This is a genomic window from Methylocystis iwaonis, from assembly GCF_027925385.1.
Taxonomy (GTDB): domain Bacteria; phylum Pseudomonadota; class Alphaproteobacteria; order Rhizobiales; family Beijerinckiaceae; genus Methylocystis; species Methylocystis iwaonis.
The window spans coordinates 1,723,681-1,744,705 of the sequence record NZ_AP027142.1 but is presented as its reverse complement, the minus strand read 5'-3'; the positions used below and the strand labels follow the sequence as shown (position 1 = coordinate 1,744,705).

Annotated in this window: 16 protein-coding genes; 10 read left to right on the top strand and 6 right to left on the bottom strand. The window is 65.8% G+C overall.

Going from position 1 to position 21,025, the window contains the following annotated elements; genetic code table 11:
- Window positions 1-190: 190 nt before the first annotated feature.
- Complete coding sequence (locus QMG84_RS08320; protein WP_281931743.1) at window positions 191-3,823, top strand: vitamin B12-dependent ribonucleotide reductase; 3,633 nt, start codon at window positions 191-193, stop codon at window positions 3,821-3,823.
- Window positions 3,824-3,994: 171 nt separating this feature from the next.
- Here QMG84_RS08320 and QMG84_RS08315 read toward each other — a convergent pair whose 3' ends face one another.
- On the bottom strand, window positions 3,995-4,276 hold the full coding sequence (locus tag QMG84_RS08315) for a GIY-YIG nuclease family protein (protein WP_281931741.1): 282 nt from the start codon (window positions 4,274-4,276) through the stop codon (window positions 3,995-3,997).
- Between the two features lie 351 nt (window positions 4,277-4,627).
- Here QMG84_RS08315 and QMG84_RS08310 point away from each other — a divergent pair, with 351 nt between their 5' ends.
- On the top strand, window positions 4,628-5,203 hold the full coding sequence (locus QMG84_RS08310) for a hypothetical protein (RefSeq protein ID WP_202072760.1): 576 nt from the start codon (window positions 4,628-4,630) through the stop codon (window positions 5,201-5,203).
- A 42-nt stretch (window positions 5,204-5,245) separates the two neighbouring features.
- Here QMG84_RS08310 and QMG84_RS08305 read toward each other — a convergent pair whose 3' ends face one another.
- Window positions 5,246-6,094, bottom strand: a complete 849-nt coding sequence (locus tag QMG84_RS08305; protein ID WP_281931739.1) for a hypothetical protein — start codon at window positions 6,092-6,094, stop codon at window positions 5,246-5,248.
- A gap of 442 nt (window positions 6,095-6,536) precedes the next feature.
- Between QMG84_RS08305 and QMG84_RS08300 the strand changes: the two genes are divergently transcribed.
- Complete coding sequence (locus tag QMG84_RS08300; protein ID WP_281931947.1) at window positions 6,537-6,878, top strand: septal ring lytic transglycosylase RlpA family protein; 342 nt, start codon at window positions 6,537-6,539, stop codon at window positions 6,876-6,878.
- 5 nt (window positions 6,879-6,883) lie between these two features.
- Here QMG84_RS08300 and QMG84_RS08295 read toward each other — a convergent pair whose 3' ends face one another.
- On the bottom strand, window positions 6,884-7,735 hold the full coding sequence (locus QMG84_RS08295) for a hypothetical protein (protein ID WP_281931738.1): 852 nt from the start codon (window positions 7,733-7,735) through the stop codon (window positions 6,884-6,886).
- A 106-nt stretch (window positions 7,736-7,841) separates the two neighbouring features.
- Window positions 7,842-13,313 (bottom strand): GH36-type glycosyl hydrolase domain-containing protein, encoded by a 5,472-nt coding sequence (locus QMG84_RS08290; RefSeq protein WP_281931737.1) that lies wholly within the window; start codon window positions 13,311-13,313, stop codon window positions 7,842-7,844.
- Window positions 13,314-13,522: 209 nt separating this feature from the next.
- On the opposite strand from QMG84_RS08290, the gene QMG84_RS08285 reads away from it, so the two are divergent.
- A complete protein-coding gene (locus tag QMG84_RS08285; RefSeq protein WP_281931946.1) occupies window positions 13,523-14,272 on the top strand; it encodes a hypothetical protein in 750 nt (249 codons plus the stop codon).
- On the opposite strand, the gene QMG84_RS08280 is transcribed toward QMG84_RS08285, so the two are convergent.
- Window positions 14,257-15,153 (bottom strand): metallophosphoesterase family protein, encoded by an 897-nt coding sequence (locus tag QMG84_RS08280; protein WP_281931735.1) that lies wholly within the window; start codon window positions 15,151-15,153, stop codon window positions 14,257-14,259. The genes QMG84_RS08285 and QMG84_RS08280 overlap by 16 nt on opposite strands.
- 167 nt (window positions 15,154-15,320) lie before the next feature.
- Between QMG84_RS08280 and QMG84_RS08275 the strand changes: the two genes are divergently transcribed.
- Genes QMG84_RS08275 through zapE form a run of 4 tightly spaced genes read left to right on the top strand, consistent with a single transcriptional unit; the run spans window position 15,321 to window position 18,086 of the window.
- The gene (locus QMG84_RS08275; RefSeq protein WP_281931734.1) at window positions 15,321-15,836 is read left to right on the top strand and encodes an NUDIX domain-containing protein; all 516 of its coding nucleotides are present in this window, start codon (window positions 15,321-15,323) and stop codon (window positions 15,834-15,836) included.
- A 40-nt stretch (window positions 15,837-15,876) separates the two neighbouring features.
- Entirely contained in the window at window positions 15,877-16,356 is a 480-nt protein-coding gene (locus QMG84_RS08270; RefSeq protein ID WP_281931732.1) for an EF-hand domain-containing protein, read from the top strand.
- 51 nt (window positions 16,357-16,407) lie between these two features.
- Window positions 16,408-16,905, top strand: a complete 498-nt coding sequence (locus QMG84_RS08265; RefSeq protein ID WP_281931731.1) for a GNAT family N-acetyltransferase — start codon at window positions 16,408-16,410, stop codon at window positions 16,903-16,905.
- On the top strand, window positions 16,905-18,086 hold the full coding sequence (zapE, locus tag QMG84_RS08260; RefSeq protein WP_281931729.1) for a cell division protein ZapE: 1,182 nt from the start codon (window positions 16,905-16,907) through the stop codon (window positions 18,084-18,086). The genes QMG84_RS08265 and zapE overlap by 1 nt, the downstream gene beginning before the upstream one ends.
- On the opposite strand, the gene QMG84_RS08255 is transcribed toward zapE, so the two are convergent.
- Window positions 18,061-18,354, bottom strand: coding sequence for a hypothetical protein (locus QMG84_RS08255; RefSeq protein ID WP_202072749.1), 294 nt, complete (start codon window positions 18,352-18,354; stop codon window positions 18,061-18,063). The two genes, zapE and QMG84_RS08255, sit on opposite strands and share 26 nt — an antisense overlap.
- Window positions 18,355-18,620: 266 nt before the next feature.
- Between QMG84_RS08255 and QMG84_RS08250 the strand changes: the two genes are divergently transcribed.
- Together QMG84_RS08250 and QMG84_RS08245 are read left to right on the top strand one after the other, a co-directional pair.
- Window positions 18,621-20,414: a putative bifunctional diguanylate cyclase/phosphodiesterase gene (locus QMG84_RS08250; protein WP_281931727.1), complete on the top strand. Its 1,794-nt coding sequence runs from the start codon at window positions 18,621-18,623 to the stop codon at window positions 20,412-20,414.
- A gap of 230 nt (window positions 20,415-20,644) precedes the next feature.
- Window positions 20,645-20,950, top strand: a complete 306-nt coding sequence (locus QMG84_RS08245) for a YkgJ family cysteine cluster protein (RefSeq protein ID WP_281931725.1) — start codon at window positions 20,645-20,647, stop codon at window positions 20,948-20,950.
- The last annotated feature ends 75 nt before the right edge of the window (window positions 20,951-21,025 follow it).

Sequence of the window (21,025 nt, the reverse complement as noted above, 5' to 3'; positions counted from 1 at the left end):
CCGGCTTCCGCCGGATGTCGTCATTTTCCTTGAGCGTAATCCTCGTATCCGGCGTTCCAACCTCGCGAGCAGATTCGGCCGCGGGCGACGGCGCGCCTCTAACCGAGTTCGTATTGGCGGATATTTGCGTCGCGGGCCGGCGAACGGCTGCGCGCGAGCGCGGCCTCGCGCCTGAAGGAGATTGAAGGGCATGAAAATCGAGCGGCGTTACACCACGGCGGGCGAGTCTCCTTACGCGTCTATCGAGTTCCGCACGGCCAAGAGCGAGATCCGTAATCCCGACGGGTCCGTGGTGTTCTCGCTCGACGGCATCGAAGTGCCGGCCCAATGGAGCCAGGTCGCCTCGGACGTGCTCGCGCAGAAATATTTCCGCAAGGCGGGCGTTCCCGCGCGCTTGAAGAAGATCGAGGAGACCTCCATCCCCTCCTTCCTGTGGCGCTGCGTCGCCGACACGGAAGCCCTCGCCGCGCTCCCCAAGGATCAGCGCTACGTCTCCGAAATCTCCGCCAAGCAGGTCTTCGACCGGCTCGCCGGCGCCTGGGCCTATTGGGGCTGGAAGGGCGGCTATTTCGACGCAGAGGAAGACGCCCAGGCCTTCATGGACGAGCTGCGCTACATGCTCGCCATGCAGATGGCGGCGCCCAATTCGCCGCAATGGTTCAACACCGGCCTGCACTGGGCCTATGGCATAGACGGCCCGAGCCAGGGGCATTTCTACGTCGACTTCGCCAACGGTAAGATGGTGAAGTCGAAGTCGGCCTATGAGCATCCGCAGCCGCACGCTTGCTTCATCCAGTCGATCGAGGACGATCTCGTCAACGACGGCGGCATCATGGACCTTTGGGTGCGCGAGGCGCGCCTGTTCAAATATGGCTCCGGCACGGGCACGAATTTCTCGAAGCTGCGCGGCGAGAAGGAAAAGCTCTCGGGCGGCGGCTCGTCCTCGGGGCTGATGTCCTTCCTCAAGATCGGCGACCGCGCGGCGGGCGCCATCAAGTCGGGCGGCACCACGCGCCGCGCGGCGAAGATGGTCGTCGTCGACGTCGACCATCCCGACATCGAGGCCTTCGTCGATTGGAAGGTGAAGGAGGAGGAGAAGGTCGCCTCGCTCGTCACCGGCTCCAAGATCGTCAAGAAGCATCTCAAGGCCATTCTGCGCGCCTGCGTGAATTGCGAGGGCTCGGGCGACGATTGCTTCAATCCGGAGAAGAACCCGGCGTTGAAGCGCGAGATCAAGCTCGCGCGCAAGAACGACGTGGCGGACAATTACATCAAGCGCGTCATTCAATTCGCCAAGCAGGGCTACAAGGATATTTCCTTCGACACCTATGACACGGATTGGGACAGCGAGGCCTATCTGACCGTCTCCGGCCAGAACTCCAACAACTCCGTGCGCGTGACGGATGAATTCCTGCATGCGGTCGAGAACGACGGCGAGTGGAGCCTCATCAAGCGCCTCGACGGCAAGGTGGCGAAGACGCTGCGCGCCCGCGATCTGTGGGAGAAGATCGGCTACGCCGCCTGGGCGTCGGCCGATCCGGGCATTCAGTTCCACACCACGATCAACGACTGGCACACCTGCCCGGCCGGCGGCGACATCCGCGCCTCCAATCCGTGCTCGGAATATATGTTCCTCGACGACACGGCCTGTAACCTCGCCTCGCTGAACCTGCTGCAGTTCCGCGATCCGACGACCAAGCGCATCGACGTCGAATCTTACGAGCACGCGGTGCGCCTGTGGACCATCGTCCTCGAAATCTCGGTGCTGATGGCGCAGTTTCCCTCCAAGGAAATCGCGCAGCTTTCCTATGAGTATCGCACGCTGGGCCTCGGCTTCGCCAATATCGGCGGCCTGCTGATGTCCTCGGGCGTCGCTTACGACAGCGAGGCTGGCCGCGCCATCACCGGCGCGCTCTCGGCGATCATGACGGGCGTCTGCTACGCCACCTCCGCCGAAATGGCGAAGGAACGCGGCCCCTTTGTGCGCTTCATGGAAAACCGCGAGGCGATGCTGCGCGTCATCCGCAATCATCGCCGCGCGGCGCGTGGCGAACGCGCGGGCTATGAGGGCCTTTCCGTCAATCCGGTGCCGCTCGACATCGCCGCCTGCGCCGACGCGCGGCTCGCCGAACATGCGGCGGCCGCCTGGGACAAGGCGCTCGCGCAGGGCGAGCTCTACGGCTATCGCAATGCGCAAGTCAGCGTCGTCGCGCCCACGGGCACGATCGGCCTCGTGATGGATTGCGACACCACCGGCATCGAGCCCGACTTCGCGCTGGTGAAATTCAAGAAGCTCGCGGGCGGCGGCTATCTCAAGATCGTCAATCGCGCCGTGCCGGAAGGACTGCGCGCGCTCGGCTATCGCGAAAGCGAGATCGCGGAGATCGAGGCCTATGCCGTCGGCCACGCCTCGCTCGCCAATGCGCCGGCGATCAACACGGCGTCGCTGCGCGCGCGCGGTTTCACCGATGAGAAGATCGCGGCGGTCGAAGCCGCCCTGCCGAGCGCCTTCGACATCAAATTCGTCTTCAACAAATGGACGCTCGGGCCGGACTTCCTCACCGGCGTGTTGAAGGTGACCCCCGAGCAGCTCGACGACAAGAATTTCGATCTGCTGACGCATCTCGGTTTCTCCAAACAAGAGATCGAGGCGGCGAATATTCACGCCTGCGGCGCCATGACGCTCGAGGGCGCGCCTTTCCTGAAGGGCGAACATTACGCCGTCTTCGATTGCGCCAATCCGTGCGGGCGCACGGGCAAGCGCTATCTCTCGGTCGACTCGCATATCCGCATGATGGCGGCGGCGCAGCCCTTCATCTCGGGCGCGATCTCCAAGACCATCAACATGCCGAATGACGCGACGATCGAGGATTGCGAGCAGGCGTACTTGCTCTCTTGGCGCCTCGGCCTCAAAGCCAATGCGCTCTATCGCGACGGCTCCAAGCTCTCGCAGCCCTTGTCGGCCCAACTCATCCAGGGCGAGGACGAAGAGGACGACAAGGTCGAGGAGCTCATCGCGCAAAACACGCCGGCGCGCGCCGCCAATGTCGCCGAGCGCATCGTCGAGCGCGTCATTCATCAGTTGGTGCGCGAGCGCGAGAAGCTCCCCGATCGCCGCAAGGGCTATACGCAGAAAGCGGCGGTCGGTGGCCACAAGGTCTATCTGCGCACCGGCGAATATGCCGATGGGCGTCTGGGCGAAATCTTCATCGACATGCACAAGGAAGGCGCGGCCTTCCGCAGCTTGATGAATAACTTCGCCATCGCCATCTCGCTCGGCCTGCAATATGGCGTGCCGCTCGAGGAATATGTCGACGCCTTCACCTTCACCCGCTTCGAGCCCGCGGGCCCGGTGCAGGGCAATGACGCGATCAAGAACGCGACGTCGATCCTCGACTATGTGTTCCGCGAGCTTGCCGTCTCCTATCTCGGCCGCAGCGACCTCGCCCATGTCTCGCCCGACGACATCGGCCACGACGTGCTGGGCAAGGGCGAGCACGAAGGCAAGGCCACCGAGACGAGCGCCATCGTCTCGCGCGGCCTGTTGCGCTCCAAGACCGACAAGCTGATGGTCGTGCACGGCGGCGCCGTGGCGCTGCGCGAAACGCCGGAAGTAACGCGCGAGGAAGCCAGCGAGCCGCTCTCGCAGCTCGGCTGGACTGAGCCGACGAAATCGGTGCAAGGCATGGCGGAAAAACGCGCCGAGGCGCGGATGAAGGGCTATGTCGGCGAGGCTTGCCCGGAGTGCGCGAATTTTACACTGGTGCGCAATGGGACGTGCTTGAAGTGCGAGACGTGCGGAAGTACGACGGGGTGCAGCTGACCGCAGCTGAACGCGTGCGTGTGCGTGCGTAACCTCTCGACCGTCATGGCCGGCCTTGTGCCGGCCATCCACGCCGAGAGGCTCCGCAAACGCAGCAAGGCGCGCACAGGCGCGGCGTGGATGCCCGCGACAAGCGCGGGCATGACGGCCGAGAAGTTGCCGCTCACACACTCAGTTCGCCAAGTCTTCGTACAAATCGCGCCACTCGGGGTTCATGTCCAGAATGAGCCGCACCTTCCAAGCGCGCGGCCAGTGTTTCATTGTCTTTTCGCGCTGAATAGCCGTGCGAAACGGCTCGTACCAAACCAGCCGCTTCAGGCCATATTGCTTCGTGAAGCCGTCTATGACGCCTTCCCGGTGCTCCCAACCCCGGCGCGCAAGATTGCTCGTCACGCCCAGATAAAGCGTCCCGTTTGGCCGATTGGTCACGATGTAAACCCAGCCGCCGCGCATCTGGCGATGATATCGCCAAGGCCATGCCGCTCAAGCCCGGGCTTGCCGCCCGACAACCTCTCAACCGTCATGGCCGGGCTCCGTCCCGGCCATCCACGCCGAGAGGCTGCGCGAACGCTTCAAGGCGCGCGCAGCGGCGCGGCGTGGATGCCCGCGACAAGCGCGGGCATGACGAAGAGGTCCCCGCTCAAGAGGTAACGTTGGGTGCGCCCAGCGCATCAACGTGCGCTTCGCACCCCCCCAAAATCCCCCACCCGAACCTTGCCACCCTGCCCTCTCCGCTCCCTTTAACAAAGCGAGAGCGCGGTTGGTTCAGGCGGCTTCGTCGCGCCGCGCTCGGGGAGCACGGGAATGGAAACGCAAAAAGCTCTTACGCCCGAGCAACGTGGCGAGCTGCGCGAGGTCGTCGGCGTGTTCGACAATCTCGACCAGATGCAATCGGCGATCGACGATCTCCTCGTCGACGGCTTCGACCAGGCGACAATCAGCGTTCTGGCGCCGCAGGCTGTGGTGCGCGAGGCGCTCGGCGACTCCAGCCTGTCGGCGGAAAAGCTCGGCGGCAGCGCGGCGGCGCCGCACGGCGCCTATATCGACCCGGAGGCGCGCAACGAGGCCAAGGCGGGCCTGATCGGCGCGCTCTTTTATATCGGCGCGGTCGGCGGCGCCGGCATGGCGCTGGCCGCCGGCGGAACGCTGGGCGCGGCGATCGCGGCGGCGCTGGCGCTCGGCGGGGGCGGCGGCATCATCGGCGCGACTCTCGCCCAGCTCCTGGGCTCAGCGGAGGCGACCTGGGTGAAGGCGCAGATGGCCCATGGCGGCATGCTGCTCTGGGCGCGCGCCTGGGACGAGGCGAAGGAGAAGATCGCCATCGACGTCATGCAGAAAAACGGCGGGCACGACGTTCATGCCCGCTCGGCCGCCGCCTGAAAAAAACCCTCCCCCGCGCATCGGCGAGGGAGGGATGTTTCATCACCAGAGCCAGCCTGGTCCCCAGCCGACGCTCAAGACCCCGGGCCCGCCCCAGCCGCCATAGCCCCAGGAGGGATAGCCCCCGGAGGGATAACCCCAGGTGCTGCAGACATTCACCCAGCGGCGCCGCCAACCCCAGTAAGTGCGAATGACTCGGGGCCGCCAGCAGGTTCCGTAATCGTCCCAATAGGGCCAGCCATAGCCGCCCCATCCCCAGCCGGCGCCGAGGAGACCGGCGCCATACAGCGGCCAGCCGCCATAAAAGCCGCGGTGGCGCCACCAAGGCCGCCGCCAGCCCCAACCTCCCCAGCCATAGGCCGCGCGGCGATAGCCGAAGCCCGCCCATGGGCGTCCCCAATGCCCGCCCCAGGCGAGGTTACGGCCGCCCCACATCCCATATGGGCGCCCGCCCCAGGCGAGGCCGCGACCGCCCCACATTCCCAATGGGCGTCCGCCCCACGCGCCGCCGAACGCGCCCATGCGGGGAACGCCGCCGAAAGCGCCAGCGATGGGGCGTCCCGCGCCGAACATCGCGCCGCCGCCCCCGAGTCCGCCAAAGGGACGCGCCATTCCGCCGCCGGCAAACCCACCCCCGCCGAGCCCGCCGATCGGCCCGTGTGCAAATCCCCCGCCGCCGAGACCGCCGCCGCCAAATCCGCCGCCGCCAAGTCCGCCCCCGCCAAGCCCGCCGATCGCGCCATGCGCCATTCCGCCGCCGCCGAGCGCTGCGCCGCCGCCAGCAAATCCGCCGCCGCCGCGCAGTTGCGCGTCAGCCGCCCCCGTCTGCGCGAGCAGAGCCGCGGCCAGCGCCGCGCTCGCGAGGGCGGCGTTGAATTTCAGGGTAACCATCTCCGCCTCCTTGCAGAAGGCGGCGCGCGGCGAAGAAAAGCATGGGCGCGCGTCTTCCTCCGCAACGCCGCCAGAAGCCGCTAGATGCGGCCGCCAATAGGCAAATCAAGCAACACGCGCCTGCTCTGCCGCCAGGCTAGCGTCCGGATGATTTTTTCGCCCTGTTGCGATTATGCAACGACGCTTGCAGATCAACATCTGACATGCATCGTATAACAGACTATTTTCTTTCTATTATGAGAGACTGACCGCGCGTCGTTTGCGCCGCACAATTTATAGTGAATCGCCGCACTTCTAGACGTTCTTATCCCGAGCACGTCTTCTTCCTACCTTTATTTTGCCTAAACGCCTCTCTACTGACAGCAGCCACGCTGGCGCAATGATCGCCGGCGCAAACCGCCGCAAGCACGCATGTGCGAGGAGGAGACTGCTGTTGAGGAAAATGTTTATTGGAGCCGTCGCGCTGGTTGCGTTGACCGGCGGCGCCGAAGCAGGTTGGGTCGGTAAGGCTTCCTATTACAAACTCGGCGGACGCACCGCGAGCGGCGGCCATGTCGGCGCCTATACGGCGGCTCACCGCACGCTGCCCTTTGGATCGAGGGTGCGGGTCACCAATCTCGTGAACAATCGATCTGTCGTCGTCACCATCAACGACCGCGGGCCCTTTAGAGGCGGCCGCGTGATCGACGTCTCCGCCACGGCCGCAGATGCGCTCGGGTTCCGCTCGGCCGGCGTCGCCCATGTGAAGGTCGAACCCGTCTCGGCCATCGCCGAGGCGCAATAACCCTTTCAATAGCGCCACCAGACTCCGCCGATGAGGCCGTGCTCGGCCGGCGCATTGACGCCATTGAGCGCAGTGAGGGCCCCGATCTGCAGCGATATGGCGGGCGTCGCCTCATAGACCGCGCTCAGTTGAAATTTCTGCGCGGCCATGAAGGTCGAGAGCCCGCCGCGCGGCGCGAGCGCCGAGAAGCTTTGCGCCATCACCATGAGGCGGTCGATCGGCCGAAGCCCCGCGGTGAGATCCAGGCGGATTTCATCGCCATTCTGTCCGCGCGTTCGATAGCCGATCTGCGCATCGAGGAAACCCGTGAAGCCGAACAGGCTCACAGAGCGCCCCATCAGGAGGCGCGCGTCGAATTGCGTCGGACCGCGCATATCGAGGAAGCAACGCGCCGCGCTCGACGCCGCGCGCAGACTCGTTTCGACCGAAACCACATAGTCGGCGTCAGCGTAAAGCTGCAGACGCGCGCCAGCGGCGCCGAGGCCGAGCCCCTGAAATTTTATCCCCTTTTCCGCCGGCAGAATGAGAGGCGAGCCGCCCTTTGCTTGCGCGATCAGCGCTTCGAGTTGCGTGAGCCGCGCCGACTCGCCGCCGCCGTGAAAGCTCATCGCGCTTCCCTCGGCGACGAAGGTCAGCCAATCGGTCACGCCATGTTCGAGGTAGAAGCGGTCTTCGAATTTTCGATAGGAGGGCGTTTGCGCCAGCCGGCCGCTGGCGTCGAAGGCGCCTCGCGCGTCGGCGAAGGCGGTTGTGAGGATAAGCTGCCCGTGACCTTCCGGGTAAAGCCAAGCGCCCGCCCGTGCGGTAGCAGGGCTAAGTAGATAAATAAAAATAAAAAATAACGCCGACGCACGCATGAGAGCACGCCAATACAGGCGCCCAAACGACGCCTGTTGACATTGACGCTACAGTAAACGCCGCGCGCGTGACAATTGGAATTTAAACCTCTTCCGGCCGTTCTACTTATACCCCTGACTTGTTCTCTTTTGTGAAAGCTTTGCCTTTGTAGGAGACCTCCTCCAACTGCACCCCGCCCTTGCGGTCGAAGGCGTCGGCGCGCAGGCGCAGCTCGCCATTCTCGAACTCCAGACCGAGCACGGCGTAGGCGGCGGAAATCATGCGCGCGGCGGCGCCCGTGTACCAGCTCCATCCGCCGCGGCCTGCATAGCCCTCGCCCTCATAAACGTCGGCCGGCTGTTGATGCGGCGGCAAGCCGTAAACATCCGCCTCAGCCGGCGTGCGCAGCTTGGAGATCGGCGAGATGGCGATCCAGCTCTCGAACGCCAGAGCGAAGAGTTCCTGCGCGGCTTTCTCGTCGCCGGCCGCTTTGGCCTCTCCGCCGAGCTTGGCCAGCGCGTCGACGAACCAGGAAACGCCATGCGAATATTGCCCGCCGTTTTCGCGCACGCCCGGTGGATATTCGGCGCTGCGGCCGGGATAGGGATCGGAATGCTCGTCGAAGGGCGGCGTGACGAGCAGGATGCGGTTGGAGCGGCCGAGCACGGCGAGCGCCTTCTCGATCGCCTCGCGGCCGCGCGCCGCATCCACGGCATGGGTGAGCGTCGGCCAATGGGCGGTCATGGCGCTCATCGGCGAAAGCTCGCGGCCGTCGTCCGCGAAGTCGCGCACATAGCGATCGCCGCGCCAGCATTCTGCGAGCGCTGCGCGCAGTTTCTCGGCGCGCGCGAGATAGCGCGCCGCGCGGGCGCCGTCGCCCTTCGCCTCGAAGAAGGGCGCGATATCGACCAATATGCCGTGCAGGAAGAAGCCGAGCCACACGCTCTCACCGCGGCCTTGCGCGCCGACGAGATGCATGCCGTCGTCCCAATCGCCGGAGCCGACGAGCGGCAGGCCATGGGCGCCGAAACGGTCGAGCGTATAGTCGATGGCGCGGGCGCAATGGCCGAGCAGCGTGTCCTTGTCGCGCGAGTTGAGCGGGACCGTCGCCTCGCCCTCCTGATCCATCGGCACCGGATTGGCTTCGAGGAAGCTCTCGACCGCGTCGAGGATCGCCGCATCGCCCGTGCCCTTCACATAGCGGATCGTGACATAGGGCAGCCAAAGATGCGGATCGGAGGAATGGGTGCGGTCGGCGAGGCCCGTTCCGCCATTGGGGGCGCGGTGCCACCATTTGCAGGCGTCGCCTTCGAGATACTGATGCCTGGCGTGCAGCAAGATCTGCGCGCGGGCGCGCTCGGGCGCGAGATGCACGAGCGGAATGACGTCCTGCAACTGATCGCGATAGCCCGTTGCGCCGGAGCGTTGCGCCGGTCCGGTGCGACCCCACAGGCGCGAGGCCAAGAGCTGATAGGGCAGCCAATCGTTGACGAGACGATCGACGTCCGGGCGGTTGGTCTTGATACGCAGCACCGAGAGCTGCGCGCTCCAGGCCGCGTCGCTCGCCGTAAGCTGCGCCTGCGCGTAAACCGGATCATGGGCGAGAGAGGCGAGGCGCTTCGCCTCTTCCAGCGTGGTCGTCTGGCCGAGCGCGACGACGACGATCGCCTCCCCGCCGGCCGCCACGTCGATCGAGCCGGAGAAAGCCGCCACCTTGCGCTCGTGCTCGGGCGCGCCGGCGTCGGGATGGCCGTGCTCGACCATGTAGGGAAGATAGGGATTGCGGCTCTCGTGGCCGAGGAAGCGGCGGCGTGACGTCTCGGCGAACTCCGCCGGGATCGAGGTCGTGACGAAGGCCCAGCCCTTCACGAAATTATTCTGAGGATTGCGGAAGTAGATCGAGCGCACGTCGTCGTCGATGACGGATTCCACGACCCCGAGGCTCTCGTTGGGAATCTCGGCGAGAATGACCTCCATCGCCGGCACGATCTGCAACAGCCGCTCGTGATCCGCCTTGTTGCGGATTTTGAGCAGGCGGAATTCGATCGGCTCCGTAGGGCTCACGAAGACCGTCATCTCCAGCTCGAGATTGTCGCGCTCGGAGCGGAAAACTGCCGAGCCCGGCGCGAAAGTCACCTCATAGCGCGCGTCGCGCTGGCGCAGCGGCACGAAGGTCGGGCTGTGCGGGTCCGTCCGGGCGAGATCATAGACATAGATCATCTGTCCGGGCGGCGCCGCGCGGCCTTCGCCCATGCGGAAGGGCGTAAAGCTGTTGAGCCGCGAGTTGCTGGAGAAGGAGAAGATGTCGCCGTCGTTCGTCAGCACGCAGCCCTGGCCCACGGCGTTGGCGATGACATGGGCGAAGGGACGCGGCGTGCCGGGCGCAAGCGTGAGGCTGCGGCCGTCTTCCGAGAAGGCGTAGCGATGCTGCGCCGGCGTCGGCGGCATGACGAGCGCGCGGCGGCGCGTCAGCGCCTTGTCCAGAACCTCCGGCGCGATCGGCGCAAGGCCGAGGTGGCGCGTGACGGAGGCCGTCGCGCGGCCCATGTCCTTCGCCCAGCCGTCGACGACGACAAGCTCGGCCGTGCCGGCAGGCGCGATGTCGATCTCGACGCGCAGGCTCGCGCAGGGTTCGAAACCGTAGAGAAGCCCTTCGTCCTCGGGGCTGCGCGGCGCTTCCCCCAGGCCATTGAGACTGTCCGGCGCGTTTGTCGGCCCCATGCCGTAAAAGCGCGATTTGACGTCCTCATAGCCGAGGATCGTCATCTTCGTGTCCGGACCGGCGGCGATGGCGTGGAAGCCAATCTCGGGCGAGAGGCGGCGGTCGGCCTGACGCCGCGCGCCGCCCTTCAGCAGGCGGTTCTGCGCGAAGATGGCGTTCAGCGACTGCACGTACCACGTGCCGACATGGATGGCGTTATAGGCCGCGTCGCGCAGCTCGACCGCGGTTTCGTTCAGCACCCATTCGCGTAGCGAGGCGAGCGTGAGCTTGCGGGGCCGCTGCTCGAGATTGACGACCTTGATATGCTGGATCTCCACCGCCTCGTCGGGGGCGAGCGAGACGCGCGCCTCGACGGCGAAGCCGTTCTGCTCGGCGATGAAGAAGAGGCAGTTTTCGCCCGCGTCGGTCAGTTGCGCGCAGGCGCCCGGGCAGCGCGTCGGCGCCTCGCCCACCGACCAGAGTTCGCCGCCGTCCTCGCGCAGGAACAGGAACCGCCCGCGCGGATGGGCGTGATCGTCCGGGCGCCGGGTGAGATCGATCGCCGGGCCGCCGCGCGCGACGCCCTCGATGCGGATCGCGCCCTGCCCGTCCTGGAACCATTCGCTGGTCATCAGGCCGTTGGTGAGCTTCAAGGGCCGCGAGCCGGGCGCGCCGCCGGCGCCGGTGATGCCCTCGAGCGGTATCTTCTGCGCCTGCGCGAGCCGCCCGAGCAGGAAAAGCACCAGCCCCAGAGCGATGAAGCCCGCATAAGCGAGATAGCCGCCCACGAGATAGGTGTAGGACGGCGGACGCGAGCCGGCCATCTGCTCGGCGGCGCTCCAGGCTTTGTCCCATTCGGCGCCGCGCGGGATGTAGAACGGCAACAACAGCGGCGCCCAGGTGCCGAAGCGGCGGATGCCTTCGGGAATGGCGCGGCTCACCTGCTGCTTGCCAACGAAACGCGCCGCCCGCTCGTCCAAAGCGTCGCCGCCAACGAAAGAGAGGTTCACGAGCGTCGCGACGCGCAGGCCCATGTGATCGAACCAGATCAGCACGCGGATGACGTCATAGGCGAGGAGCGCCGTGAAAATGTCGAGGCTCCAGGAGCGGAACTCATTGTCCGGCAGGACGTAGCTCATCCAGGTCGCGACGCCGGTGCGGACAAGGCCGTCCTGATTGTACCAGGTCGGATCGGGCGTGGCCTTGAGGAAGGAGTAGATGACCGGCGCCATCCATAGGCCCCAGCGCAGCACGCGCACGGCGTTCTCGACGAGCATGTCGAGACCTTCCCAGCTCGCGAGCTGCTTGAGCGGCTGGAGGCTGCGCCTCACCAGCGCGGTCAGGAAGAAGAGATTGATCGAGAAGAGCGGCGCCGCGAAGACCCACTGAATGACGCCGGAAAGCGACTCGTCGTAGAGAAGCCGCACACCGCCGTCGACGACGCCGAGATTGGTCGCGCCCCATTTCGAGAACAGCGGCCGGACAATATAGGCGTTCAGCGGCCGCCCATCGGCGGCGTAGTCGAGCGAAACATAATCGAAGAACTTCCGCACGACCGTGCCGAGCTGGTCCGCGTCGAAATACCAGGCAATGGCGCCTGCGACCGATGCGCCGAGCAGCGCGGCCAGCATATAGACGCGCCAGCTTCTGAAATGCTGGCGGCGATCGCGCATGAGCGCGGCGAGGTCGAACGCCAGGTCGACGCCGGCATAAATAAGAACGCCGGCGGCGGCGCCGAAGAGGAACCGGTTGCTTCCGCTCTGCGAGGGGAGATCGATCATCAATCCGATCGCCACGGCTGCGCCCGCGACGGCCCCGCGCGCGAAATTCGCCCGACGCCGATAGGCCTCTTGCAGGCGCCCGAAAAAGGGCGGCGTCGAATCCGTGCTCTCCACGATCGTGCGCGCGAGCGGATAAAGCGCCGCGCCGATGATGGCGCCGCCGATGGGGCCGGAATAGGCGATGGCGGCCGCCGCCGGCGGGAAAGAGACGACGAGCCCGGCGACCAACAGCAAGCCCATGAAGGTGAAGCCGTAGACCGCGCCCTTCTCCGCGCCGGTCTTCCAATCCTGATAGACGACGACGGAGAGCGACGGCGTCGCCCGCAGCAGGCCGGCGATCGCCTGGGTGACGAGATAGGTCTCGCCCCAGAGACCGGCCTGCGCCAGCCCCTCGGCGACGGCCGCGGCAATGGCGGCGATCGGGGCCGGCACATAAGGGGTGACGAATTGGGAAACCGCCGTCGCCATGAAGGGCGTCAGCGACGCGATGAAGGCGGAAGCGAAGAGAATGCCATGCGGGCGCCATTGCCGCGGCAGGAAACGGCCCAGCGCCAGCGGCACGCCGATGACAACGGCCTCGTTGAGGAGAAATAGCGCCAGGGTCCGCGCCGCGATTTTCGCCACCGGCTCAGGAACGTCGAGGCCCAGGAACAAAGCCGCGCCGATTTGCGTCATGGGCGGCGCGCCAAAGGCGATGAACAGGCTGAAGAGGAAGGGCAGAAGAAACAGCGCGCCGCGCAGCCGCATGCGCGAGCGCGCCGTCAGCGCAACCGCGCCGCCAATGTAAGCGACCGTCGCGACGCCGGCGCCCACGGGCGAGAAGCGGAAGAGCTGCTCCAGCGTCTCGGGCGCCCGCCAGAGCACGCCGGAACGGTCGCAAAGCGCCGCGAAAACGCCCACGGCGATGAAATCGATCGCGAAATTGGCCGCCTGACGGTTCGTATCGCTCGCCGGGCGCAGGAGATAGAGAGCAGCGGCGGCAAAAAAGCCGGCGATCAGCAGATGCGTCGGCCCGCCGGAAGCCTCCAGCGCCGCAACGGCGGCGAAGACGAGCCCGAAAAGAACCCGCTCGACCAGAGCCACGCCAGTTTCCGATTCGCCATGGGCGTTCGCCATGGGGGTCCTCCGCGCGTATTTCGCCGCGTTTGGTGGTTAATTGCCGGAATCACCGGCAGCCTGACGATTCCCTAGCCGGAGCATGGGGGAAAAGTCGACTCCCCGCCTCAGCTACGCCCTTGCGGCGCTTCGCAACTCCCGCCCAAGCCGCTATAGTAAAAGAACTCTTAAGTTGCACACGCCGGCCGAGGGCGAAGCGAGTGAGCGACATGGAAGATCCTTTGCCTGCAAGACCCGACAACGGCCGCCCGACAGCCCTCAAAAAGCCCGCGCCCGCCCCCGCCGAACGGATTTCGTCCATCGTCGGCGGCGAAAGCGGCGTCGGAAAGGCTGGCGACGCGGATAAGCAGGCCCAGGCGCCGCTCGAACAGCGCATGGCCAGTCTCGCAGCCGCCCTGCGCCGCGCGCGCATCGAAAATGCAGAGCATTCGGCCGCCCTCGCCGATCTTCGCGCCGCCGAAGCAGCGCGGCTCGAACTCCTCTGCGACGCGCTCGCCCCCGTGCTGGCGCAGGTCCCGCCCGACTGCGATATTTTCGACATCGCCGTCGCGCCCGGAGAGCGCCCGCGCCTGTTCATCGACCAGATCGGCTTCGTGGAGATGGACCGTGACCGGCGGACCTATCGTTTTCTGCAGGACACGCGCCACGGCCGCATCACGCTGCGCGAGACCGCGGACATCGACGAAGCTGTCGATGCCGTGACCGACTACATCGCCCATCGGCTGATTGAGCGCGAAAAAGCGCTGGCGGTCGATTACGCCAGCGGCGGCGCCGCCCGCGCGCTGCGCAGCGGACCGCCGGCCGTCGTGAAAGAGCAAGAGAAAGAGAAAGTCGGCGCCCTCGACGGCAAGGCTTTTCGTCTCTTCCTCTATCTGGTCGAGTTTCTTGGCTCCGCCGCCTTCTTCGGCCTTCTCGCGGTCATTGCGGCCTGGGCCTATAAAACCTATGTCGCCGGCTGAACCAGCTCCTCGGCGCCTGCCTCTACGACTTCCCCCGCTTCGTTCAATTCCCGGCGGCGCAGCTTGATGCGCAGAACGTCGCCCGCCCGCTCTATGGCGTAGAGATTATAGGCCGCCGCGGGATAATGCCCGCCCGGCCGGGCCGAGGCGGAGGCGACGCCGACGACCGGCGTTCGGCCCTTGGGGTTCGCAATATAAGCGACGCTCGGCTTGTGATTATGGCCGTGCAGCACGAGTTCCGCGCCATGCTTGGCGATCACCGTCTCGAACGCCGCTGCGTCGTCCAGCCCGCGCAGCAGGCGCGCGCCGCCGACATGGGGCGGATGATGCAGGAACACGACGCGGGTGAGGCCCTCCGCCCTTGTCTCGTCCAGAAGCGCGCCGAGCGCGGCGAGCTGTTTCTCGCCGAGCCGCCCCGAGGCGACGAATGGCGCGGTTGGCACGCCGGAATCGAGCCCGATCAACGCCACGCCCGCGCGGCGGCGCAGATAGGGAAAGCCCGGCGCCGGCAATTCGCTGGTCGTCCAAGGCTCGAACACCTCGTGCACGAGCTTCGTCACGTCCGGCATATAGGCGTCGTGGTTGCCGGGCGTGAAGCTCACCTCCTGCGCCGCGCCGAGCGTGGCGAGCCAGTCCTTGGCGAGCGCGATCTCGGCCGGCAGGCCGATATTCACAATGTCGCCCGTCATCAGCACATGGTCGGGCCCCTGCGCCCGCATATCCGCAACCAGCCGCGCGAGCACGCCCATATCGTGTTGGCCGGCGCGCTTATAGAGCCAGTTCACATAGCCTGTGACGCGTTTCCCGAGGAGCTCGGCAAGATTGGGGCGCGGGATCGGCCCGATATGGGCGTCGGAGAGATGGGCGAGTAGGAAGCTCACATTCGACCTTTATTCGCAACCTTTATTCGGAGAGACGGTAGCGGGCGCCTTTCGGACCGCGCGCCTTCAGGCGCGCATTTTTTAAGAGCGAGCCTGAAGGCTCGCGGTCCGCACCGTCAACAAGAATAGTCCTAGAGCCTTCCCGCGCCATTTGCCATAGTCGAAACATGAGACACCAGCCGCCAACGAAAACTGCGCCGGTCGAGGCGTCGCCGCAGCCGACGTTTCAAGCGCGGCTCGTCTCGCGGATCATCACCTTTGGCGCACTGTTCCAGCGGCCGATGACGCTCGGCGTGCGCGGCCTCGTCATCGACGCCGACGATCGCGTGCTGCTCGTGCGCCACACCTATGTTCCGGGCTTCTATCTGCCGGGCGGCGGCGTCGAGAGCGGCGAGACCATGCTGCAGGCGCTGACCCGCGAGCTGGAGGAAGAGGGCGGCGTGCATATTCTGGGCGCGCCGGCGCTGCATGGCGTCTATCTCAACCGCCGCGTCTCGCCCCGCGATCATGTGGCGCTTTATGTGGTGCGGCACTTCCATTTCGACGGCCCGCCTGCGCCAAACCACGAAATCGCCGAGGCCGGCTTCTTCCCGCTCGGCGCCCTGCCCCCCGACGCGACGCCCGCCACCCGGGCGCGGATCGCCGAAGTCGTGGCGGGAGAGCCGGTCTCGCCCTATTGGTGACGTGACCGGCGACTGCCGCTGTCTTTTTTCGGGATTATAAATGAACCGCTTTCTTACCGCGCTGGCCTTCCTCGTCGCGATCGGCGCCCTGCCCGCCCGCGCGCAAAGCGACGCCGTGCATATGCTCGATGCGATGTTCCAGACATTCGACGAGAACCGCGACGGCGTCATCACAACGACCGAGGCCAACCACTTCATCGACAAGACCTTCGCCGAGATGGACATGAAGCATACGGGCGCCATCTCCCGCGACGCCTGGATGCGCTTCAGCTTCGGCCTCGCCGATCTTGCGGCGGAGGAAGGCCGCTCGGACGCCTACGACCTTGCGAAATACAAGATCTTCAAGCGTTGGAACAAAAGCAAATCCGGCGCGCTCTCGCTCGAGGAATATCGCGCCGGCGTGCTCGGCGACGCGCGAAAGGCCGTTGGCGGCAAGCCGAAGGATGGGGAAGGCATGAAGATCGACCTCGCCGCCTTCAAACGCGCGCCCTTCGTGCGGCAATTGTTGCATAGTCTCTAGCGGCTCTTTTGCCTCCGGCGCGCGCCGCGTGCTATGGCCTCGCTCCGGCTCATGATCGACCTTGTCATCCAATTCTTCCCCATGACGGCCGCCGATGAGGCGCAGATCGAGAAACTCGACGAGCGCGCCTTCGGCCCGGGCCGCTACGCCCGCACGGCCTATCGCCTGCGCGAAGGCGTCGCGCCCGATCTGTCGCTCTCCTTCGTCGCGCGCGTCGGCACGCTGCTCGTCGGCGCCAATCGCATGTCGCATATTCTCGTCGGTGAGACCCCCGCCCTTCTGCTGGGCCCGCTCACCGTCGAACCCGCCTTCCGCTCGCAGGGCGTCGGGGAGAAGCTGATGAAGCACTCGCTCGACGCCGCACGCGCCGCGGGCCATGGGCTGGTGCTGCTCGTCGGCGATCTGGACTATTATTCTAGGGTCGGCTTCGCCCGCGCGCCGCGCGGCAAGTTCGTCATGCCCGGCCCCGTCGACCCGGACCGCGTGCTCTATTGCGAATTGCGTCCCGGCGCTTTCGAGGCCGCCAGCGGCCGGATGCGGCGCGCCTGATGAAACGTCCCCTGGTCGAACGCTATGACGCGCTCGTCGTCGAGCGCGGGCTTCATCCCGATGTTTCGCAGCGCGAGGCGGTGAAGCGGCTGCAGGCGCTGATCGACACGCTGGCCAAACCCAGAAAGCAGCCGGCCGGGCCGCTCGCGCGCGCCTGGCGCCTGCTGAAACCGGAAGAACAGCCGCGCGGCCTCTATCTTTGGGGGCCGGTCGGTCGCGGCAAAACCATGTTGACGGATCTCTTCTGCGACATGGCGCCGGTCGAGAAGAAGCGCCGGGTCCATTTCCATGGCTTCATGTTCGACGTGCACGATCGGCTGCACCGGCTTCGGCGCGAGGCGGCGGCCGGCGTCGCCGATCCGGTGACGCTCGTTGCGCAAGAGATCGCCGCCGAGACGCGGCTGCTGTGCTTCGATGAATTCGCGGTGACGGACATTGCCGACGCCACCATTCTCGCGCGGCTCTTCGTGACGCTCTTCGCGCAGGGCGTCGTGGTCGTCGCGACCTCCAATGTCGAACCGTCGCGGCTCTATGACGGCGGGCGCAACCGCGACTTGTTCCTGCCCTTCATCGCGCTCCTGCAATCGCGCATGGACGTGCTGCGCCTGGCTGCGCCGATCGACTATCGCGCGCGGCACGACTGCACCGGGGAGGTCTATTTCGCGCCGGTGGACGACAACGCCCATGCCGCCATGGACGCGCTCTTTCTCGCCCTTGCCGGCGTGCGGCGCGGCGCGCCGGCGACCTTGGAAGTAAAACGGCGCGCGATTTTCATTCCGCAGACAGCGGGGCGCGTCGCCAGGCTGAGCTTTGCGGATCTTTGCGGACGGCCGCTCGCGGCCTCGGACTATATGGAAATCGCGCGGCGCTTCGACGCCATTCTTATGGATGACGCGCCCATTCTCGCGCCGGAGCAACGCAACGAGGCGCGACGCCTCATCACGCTCGTCGACGTTCTCTACGAGGCGCATGTGCTGCTGGCGATCTCCGCCGCCGCCGCGCCCGAGCTGCTTTACGACGCCCCGCATGGGAACGAGGCGCGCGAATTTCAGCGCGCCGTCTCCCGTCTCGCCGAAATGCGCGCAAGCGCCTATCTCGATCATTGCGTCGCCGGGAAGGCGCTGGCGGCCAGAGCGTCGGGCGGCGGACGAAGCCTTACGGCTTCGACATGCAGTCCTTGATGTCGCTCGCCTTCTTCATCTGCTCGAACGTATCCGTGCAATAGCGCGCGAGATCGGCGCGCTTCGCCGGATCATTGGCGACCGCCCGCATCCCCATGGCGCCGTCGAGCAGCTCCTTCTGCGCGGCATGCACCTGCTTGCGCGAGAGCTGCGACGAGCAAGCCTCGTAACGCTTCAGCAAGGCGTCGCATTCAGGGATGCCGGTGGGATCGACGGCGAGCGCGGGCGTGACGGCGAAAACGAACAGGCAGGCAAGACGATATTTCACAGATCGAGGCTCCTTTACGAGTTGCTGTTCCGGCGGGCGCTTCCCGCCACGGCGTTCCAGTCTTCTGCCTTAGCGCGCTTCGCGCAAAACCGAAACGTGCTTCAGCGAAGGTTAACGCCCGAGGCCGCGCTCAATAAAGCGCATACCCTCCACAGAGCTTTTCTAAAAACACAACTCCCAGTTTAACTTAGGTGATACGCAAGGCGTCGAAGCTGCAAACGCAACCTCGAGCGCCCTCAGCCGGGCGCGTAACAACCGAAAGCCGCATGATCGACCAGGACAGAGACGCCGCCTTCGGACGGGGGTTGAACAGCATTCCGGTCCGTTTCTGTCTGATGAGCATGACCCTCTCGGGCGCCTGCGCCTTGGGGCTGACCTATCTCCTGCTCTACGCCATGGAGGGGGGGCCGGATTGGCGGATCATAGGCTTGGCCGTTCTTTTCACCGCCGCTTTGCCGGCGATGGTCACCTATGCGGCGGCGCATCGGCTGGCCGGATCCATTGTCGCGCTTCGCAAGAGCGCCGACGCTATCGCGGCCGGCGACGTCAACAGCCCGATAGACGTCGAATGCGCCTGCGAGGTGGGGGGCCTGGCCAAGAGCTTCCACAAGATGGTCGAGCGCCTCAACGCCAATATCCGGCGGATGAATGCGCTGGCGCATAGCGACGCCGTCACCGGCTTGCCCAACCGCGCCGCCATCAACCACGTCTTGTCCCTCGGGGCGAAGCGGAGCGACGCGCCGGGCGACTGCTTTGGCGCCCTGTTCTTCATCGACCTCGACGGCTTCAAGTCGATAAATGACGCCTTCGGCCATCAGATCGGAGACGCGCTTTTGAAGGCGGTCAGCCGGCGCGTCGCCGCCGAGGCGTTCCAACGGCGCTTCGAGGAGCTCGCCACCTGCACGACGGCCTTTGGAGAGCTTTGCGACGCCTGCCCCGAGGACATCGTTTTTGCGCGTTTCGCCGGAGACGAATTTGTGGCGCTCGTTCCAGAGGTGAACGACCCGTCTCAGGTCGAGGAGATCGCGCGGGCGATCGTGGCCTCGCTCGAGGAGCCTTTCGAGATCAAGGGACAGAGGATTCAGGTCGGGGCCAGCGTGGGCGTCGCCCGGGCGCCGCAGGATGCGACGAACCCGCATGAGCTGCTCCGCCTCGCCGATATTGCGATGTACGCCGCAAAGCAAAGGGGCAAGAATAATTTCGTTCTTTTCGAGCCGGGGCTGCGCGCGACCGCGGTCGAGCGAAACGAGCTCGAATACGAGCTTCGCAAAGCCATTCACTCGGACGCCTTGTCCCTGCATTTCCAGCCGAAAGTCGAGTCGGCGGGCCTCTCGCTTTCGGGCGTCGAAGCCCTGCTGCGCTGGAGCCATCCAATTCGTGGCATGGTGCCGCCCGGCAAATTCATCCCCATCGCCGAGCACGCCGGACTGATGCCGGAGCTCGGCGCCGCCGTTCTGACTCTGGCGCTGCGGCAATGCCGGGCATGGGTGGATCAAGGGAAGCAAATTCCGATCGCGGTCAATGTCTCTCCGGCGCAATTCGACGACCCGCTTTTCGCGCCAAATCTCATCGCGCTGCTGACACAGCACGGCGTCGATCCCAGCCTGATCGAGGTCGAAATCACCGAGACCATGGTGATGACCGACTTCGACGCCGCCGCGGCGCGTGTCGCCGCCCTGCGCGACGCCGGCTTGAGGATTTCCGTCGACGATTTCGGCGTCGGTTTTTCGAACCTCTCGCAGCTCGCGAAACTTCCGGTCAATTTCCTGAAAATCGACCGCTCGCTCACCGAGGCGGTGAGCTTCGATCCCAAGGCGCAGGCGATCGTCCGCGCGACGATCAATATGGCCCATGCGCTGGGTCACGCGACGATCGCCGAAGGCATAGAGACCGACGAGCAGGCCGCCTTCCTGCGCCTCGCCGGTTGCGACATGATGCAGGGGTTCCTCTTCGCGCGGCCGATGCCGGCGCATGAGTTCGAAAAATGGCTCGCGGCGCGGGAGGACGTTGGGCTTAAATCGCAAGGGATTCGGTCCGAGAAAGCCGCAAGCGCCGCCTGACGAAGCCCAGCATTTACCCCCTCCCCAACCCTCCCCCGCAAGCGGGAGAGGGAGTTAGATTGTAGCCTTCATCGAGAGTGCTGCTCGTGAGCGTCCCCTCTCCCGCCATAGCCCGTCGAGAGACGGGCGTCTTGCAGACGCCCTATGCGGGGGAGGGACAGGGAGGGGGCCTTGCGGTTCTTGGGATTTCGTTCGCAAAAGGAATTGCCCGCCCGCTCGGTTTACCGCTCATGGAACGAACCAATCCCTGCACAGCCTGCGGCGCCTGCTGCGCCAATTTTCGGGTGTCCTTCTATTGGGCGGAGGCGCCCGAGCGCGGATTGCCGGAGGCGCTCTACGCGCCGCTCAACGCGACCATGGCCCATATGATCGGGACGAATTGCCGACATCCGCGATGCGCGGCGCTGAGCGGCGAGATCGGCCGGGAGACGCGCTGCGCCGTCTATGACGCGCGCCCCTCCCCTTGCCGATCGGTCGAGCCCGGGGACGATAAATGCCTGCAGGCGCGGGTGGCGTACGGGCTGGCTGAATTGTAGATATAGAAACGAATACAGGCGGCGGGCCTTTCTTGGGACCCGCCGCCTCGCTATCTCCGCCGCCAGTGTCTCGCG

What these genes read in the sequence shown, in the direction of transcription:
- QMG84_RS08315 (WP_281931741.1), bottom strand. Translation starts at nt 4,276, where the DNA reads ATGCGCGGCGGCTGGGTTTACATCGTGACCAATCGGCCAAACGGGACG.
- QMG84_RS08245 (WP_281931725.1), top strand. Translation starts at nt 20,645, where the DNA reads ATGGAACGAACCAATCCCTGCACAGCCTGCGGCGCCTGCTGCGCCAAT.
- QMG84_RS08295 (WP_281931738.1), bottom strand. Translation starts at nt 7,735, where the DNA reads ATGCGTGCGTCGGCGTTATTTTTTATTTTTATTTATCTACTTAGCCCT.
- QMG84_RS08290 (WP_281931737.1), bottom strand. Translation starts at nt 13,313, where the DNA reads ATGGCGAACGCCCATGGCGAATCGGAAACTGGCGTGGCTCTGGTCGAG.
- QMG84_RS08320 (WP_281931743.1), top strand. Translation starts at nt 191, where the DNA reads ATGAAAATCGAGCGGCGTTACACCACGGCGGGCGAGTCTCCTTACGCG.
- QMG84_RS08275 (WP_281931734.1), top strand. Translation starts at nt 15,321, where the DNA reads ATGAGACACCAGCCGCCAACGAAAACTGCGCCGGTCGAGGCGTCGCCG.
- zapE (WP_281931729.1), top strand. Translation starts at nt 16,905, where the DNA reads ATGAAACGTCCCCTGGTCGAACGCTATGACGCGCTCGTCGTCGAGCGC.
- QMG84_RS08270 (WP_281931732.1), top strand. Translation starts at nt 15,877, where the DNA reads ATGAACCGCTTTCTTACCGCGCTGGCCTTCCTCGTCGCGATCGGCGCC.
- QMG84_RS08265 (WP_281931731.1), top strand. Translation starts at nt 16,408, where the DNA reads ATGATCGACCTTGTCATCCAATTCTTCCCCATGACGGCCGCCGATGAG.
- QMG84_RS08310 (WP_202072760.1), top strand. Translation starts at nt 4,628, where the DNA reads ATGGAAACGCAAAAAGCTCTTACGCCCGAGCAACGTGGCGAGCTGCGC.
- QMG84_RS08285 (WP_281931946.1), top strand. Translation starts at nt 13,523, where the DNA reads ATGGAAGATCCTTTGCCTGCAAGACCCGACAACGGCCGCCCGACAGCC.
- QMG84_RS08300 (WP_281931947.1), top strand. Translation starts at nt 6,537, where the DNA reads ATGTTTATTGGAGCCGTCGCGCTGGTTGCGTTGACCGGCGGCGCCGAA.
- QMG84_RS08250 (WP_281931727.1), top strand. Translation starts at nt 18,621, where the DNA reads ATGATCGACCAGGACAGAGACGCCGCCTTCGGACGGGGGTTGAACAGC.
- QMG84_RS08305 (WP_281931739.1), bottom strand. Translation starts at nt 6,094, where the DNA reads ATGGTTACCCTGAAATTCAACGCCGCCCTCGCGAGCGCGGCGCTGGCC.